The sequence below is a fragment of the Chrysiogenia bacterium genome (assembly GCA_020434085.1).
In the GTDB taxonomy this organism is placed as follows: Bacteria; JAGRBM01; JAGRBM01; order JAGRBM01; family JAGRBM01; genus JAGRBM01.
The window spans coordinates 1-3,203 of the sequence record JAGRBM010000270.1 but is presented as its reverse complement, the minus strand read 5'-3'; the positions used below and the strand labels follow the sequence as shown (position 1 = coordinate 3,203).

The following is a 3,203-nucleotide window of genomic DNA, read 5'->3' as shown; positions in this document are numbered from 1 at the left end:
TGTAGGGCGGCGCCCCGCGCTGCAGGATTTTTCCCACCAGCGGCATCATGATCATGGTCGCCAGCGCGCCGCGCAGCATGATGAGTCCCGTCTGGGTTGCCGTAAAGCCCAGCAGGTTCTGGGCGAAGACCGGCAGAATAAAGACGGAGGCATAGAGCCCGAAGCCCAGGATGAAGTTGCACACGGTTCCAAGCGCCAGCGACCCGTCCTTGAGCACGCGCAGATTGACGATCGGATGCTCTGTCGCCAACTCGCGCCAGATGAAACCCAGAATGCCGAGCACCGAGACCCCGCACAGGACGGTGATGTAGGTGGTCTCGAACCAGGCCTCGGCCTCGCCGCGCTCCAGAAATATCTGCAACGCGCCGATGCCCACGATCAGCAGCACAATCCCCAGCCAGTCGGTGGAAGGCGGACGCTTGGCATCTTCGTGATCGCGAATGAAGGTGTAGGCACAAAATGCCGCAAGAAGTCCGATGGGCAGGTTGATGTAGAAGATCCAGCGCCAGGAAAAACTGTCGGTGATCCAGCCGCCCAGCGTCGGGCCCACCGTCGGGCCCATCACCACGCCCAGGCCGAATAGCCCATTGGCAAAGCCCAGTTCCTCGGGCGGAAAGGTCTCGACAAGGATCGATTGCGACGTCGAGAGCAGCGCGCCGCCGCCCACGCCCTGGATCAGACGGAACGCGACCAGTTCCCAGATGCTGGTGGCCTGCCCGCAGAAGAACGACGCAGCGGTAAAGAGCAGAATGGAACCCACGAAGTAGTTGCGCCGGCCAAAGCGCATGGAGAGCCACCCGGTCATGGGCACCACGATGACGTTTGCCACCACGTAGGAAGTGATGACCCAGGCGACCTCATCGAGCGTCGCCGAGAGATTGCCCATCATGTGCGGCAGCGCCACGTTGACGATGGAGGTATCGATGATCTCGATCACCGATGCCAGGATCACCGTGACGGTGATGATCCATTTTCTGGCGCCGACTTCGGCCATGGGTGACTCGCTCCGCGCGCTCAGCGAACGCTGGCGTGTCCGCTTGCAGGGGTTTCTCGCAGGTCCACTTCGGCTTCCACGCTCATGCCGATCAGCAGATTCAGCCGCTCCGGCAAGGCGTCGCGAAAGACGATCTTTACCGGAACACGCTGGACGACCTTCACGAAGTTGCCGGTCGCGTTGTCGGGCGGCAGCAGCGCAAAGCGCGCGCCCGTCGCGGGTGAGATGGAGTCGATCATCCCGGTCAGGTCGTGCTCGGGATAGGCATCGACCTTGATGCGCGTTTCCTGCCCCGTGTGCATTTTCTGGAGCTGGGTTTCCTTGAAGTTCGCCACGACCCACAGATTGTCGGTATCGACAATGGCCATAAGCGGCTGGCCCGCCTGCACGAACTGGCCGGGCTCGATGCTCTTGTGGGCGACGATGCCAGCGGCGGGCGCGTGGAGGGTGGTGTAGGAGACGTTGAGCTCGGCAGCCTCCAGCAGCGCTTTTTCCTCATCGAGACGCGCCTTCTCGACGCCGACCTGCTGCAGGGCGGCGTCATAGGCGGCGGCTGCGCTGATGGCGGTGGCGCGAACGGCCTCATACTGTTGCTCGGACACCTCACGGCGTTTGAGCAGCGTGGCGTAGCGTTTTTCCTCGGTGCTGCTCTGGTCGCGCTGGGCGCGCGCCTGCTGCACCTGCGCGCCGGCAACGGCGACAGCGGCCTGCGCCCGCTCGAGCCCGGCGCGCGCGGTGTCGCGCTTCACCTCGTAGTCACGGGGTTCGAGCTCGAGCAGCAGCGCGCCGGCCTCCACGCGCTCGTTCTCCTTCACGTAGACCCGCCCCACATAGCCGGAAATCTTGGGCGCGACCGGATAGATATCACCCTGGATCTGCGCGTCGTCGGTGGTCTCAAAATGGATGATGTAATAGACCGCCCGGCTGGCACCGGCGAGGGCGGCGATGCCGATCACGGCGGCGAGCGTCAGCAGCAACTTTTTACGTGTCATGATGAGCGTTTCCCCGTTGTGGATTTTGCGGGCAGCGACTCGCGGGCGGCGCCCAGCCCGCCATCGATCTTGCCGAGCAGCGCGGCGAGCTGTTTCTTTTCGCGGTCCGAGAGCGGTGCAAGCATGAGGGCCACGAGCCGCGTGTGTCCGGGCAGGGTCTTTTCAATGAACTCGATGCCGCTTGCGGTGAGCCGCGCGCTGAACAGGCGGCGATCGCGCGCCTGCGGGTCGCGCACGCGCTCGATGAGCCCCAGTGATTCAAGGCCCGAGAGAAGACCCGTCACCGTCGCGCGGCTCACGCCCGCCCACTCGGCCAGCTCGGAGGGAAGCACCCCGGCATCATCTTCGCGGTGGCGGTAGAGCAGCATCAGGATGGTAAAACGACCGTGGGAAGTGCCGCCCGCAGCCAGGCTCTCGTCGAGCAGCGTCCGCATGTCACCCGCCACGCGCAGCAAGAGAAGGCAGCTCTCGATGGACAGCGGCTCGGCCTCCGGGATGCGCTCGGCCATGTTCTGCAGAACGTCGTGCTGGGGCAGTTTGCGTAGATAGAGCATGAATTCCTCGTCGGGCGCGGCCCGATCTAATTAGGTGCCTAACTATATGGACCCTAACCGAAACGTCAAGCCCCTCCCCCGCAAGGCCTCCTGCCGTGCTAGGCTCCCCTTCATTCCAACTGGAGAGAATTCACATGATCCGCTTGAGCGTTCTGTATCCCGCCACCGAAGGCGCGCGTTTCGACAAGGACTACTACATGGCCAACCACATCCCGCTGTGCCGCGAAAAACTCGGCGACGCGCTGAGGGGCGTGAGCGTTGCCTTCGGCGTGAGCGGTGCCGCCCCGGGCAGCCCTGCCCCCTATGTGTGCATTGCCCACCTGGACTTCGACTCGGTCGAGTCCTTCCAGCAGGCCTTCATGGGAGCGGCCCCGGCACTGGGCGCGGACCTCAAGAATTATTCGGATATTCAGGCGGTCGTGCAGGTCAGCGAGGTGGCTTGAGCCCTTCGGGGTCCACCCGGATCAGCGTGTGCACATACGTTGGCAATCCGGGTAGCTTGATTGTGCTTGGATTCTCTCGCAAGTCGACTTTGAGATCGCGGTTCTGGGAAACGCTGAGTGGGCCACCGCAAAAGCAATGGCCTTCGTAAACGCCAGCCTCTGCCGTGGAATTCAGCTCCAGAAGCACGTCACCGACAACCAGCCGATCCAGCGCAAAGGT

At 63.4% G+C, this 3,203-nt stretch carries 5 protein-coding genes; 1 reads left to right on the top strand and 4 read right to left on the bottom strand.

Annotated elements, in window-relative coordinates:
• The 3 genes from KDH09_09145 to KDH09_09135 all read right to left on the bottom strand — a co-directional run.
• On the bottom strand, positions 1 to 994 hold a 994-nt coding region (locus tag KDH09_09145), incomplete at its 3' end, for a DHA2 family efflux MFS transporter permease subunit (GenBank protein MCB0219845.1).
• Between the two features lie 20 nt (positions 995 to 1,014).
• Positions 1,015 to 1,986: an HlyD family secretion protein gene (locus KDH09_09140; protein MCB0219844.1), complete on the bottom strand. Its 972-nt coding sequence runs from the start codon at positions 1,984 to 1,986 to the stop codon at positions 1,015 to 1,017.
• Complete coding sequence (locus tag KDH09_09135) at positions 1,983 to 2,540, bottom strand: MarR family transcriptional regulator (GenBank protein MCB0219843.1); 558 nt, start codon at positions 2,538 to 2,540, stop codon at positions 1,983 to 1,985. The genes KDH09_09140 and KDH09_09135 overlap by 4 nt, the downstream gene beginning before the upstream one ends.
• A 134-nt stretch (positions 2,541 to 2,674) precedes the next feature.
• Between KDH09_09135 and KDH09_09130 the strand changes: the two genes are divergently transcribed.
• A complete protein-coding gene (locus KDH09_09130; GenBank protein MCB0219842.1) occupies positions 2,675 to 2,983 on the top strand; it encodes an EthD family reductase in 309 nt (102 codons plus the stop codon).
• On the opposite strand, the gene KDH09_09125 is transcribed toward KDH09_09130, so the two are convergent.
• The coding region (locus KDH09_09125) for a hypothetical protein (GenBank protein ID MCB0219841.1) at positions 2,967 to 3,203 on the bottom strand (237 nt) is incomplete at its 5' end. The two genes, KDH09_09130 and KDH09_09125, sit on opposite strands and share 17 nt — an antisense overlap.

Coding starts and splice junctions, on each gene's coding strand:
- KDH09_09140 (MCB0219844.1), bottom strand. CDS start 1,986: ATGACACGTAAAAAGTTGCTGCTGACGCTCGCCGCCGTGATCGGCATC.
- KDH09_09135 (MCB0219843.1), bottom strand. CDS start 2,540: ATGCTCTATCTACGCAAACTGCCCCAGCACGACGTTCTGCAGAACATG.
- KDH09_09130 (MCB0219842.1), top strand. CDS start 2,675: ATGATCCGCTTGAGCGTTCTGTATCCCGCCACCGAAGGCGCGCGTTTC.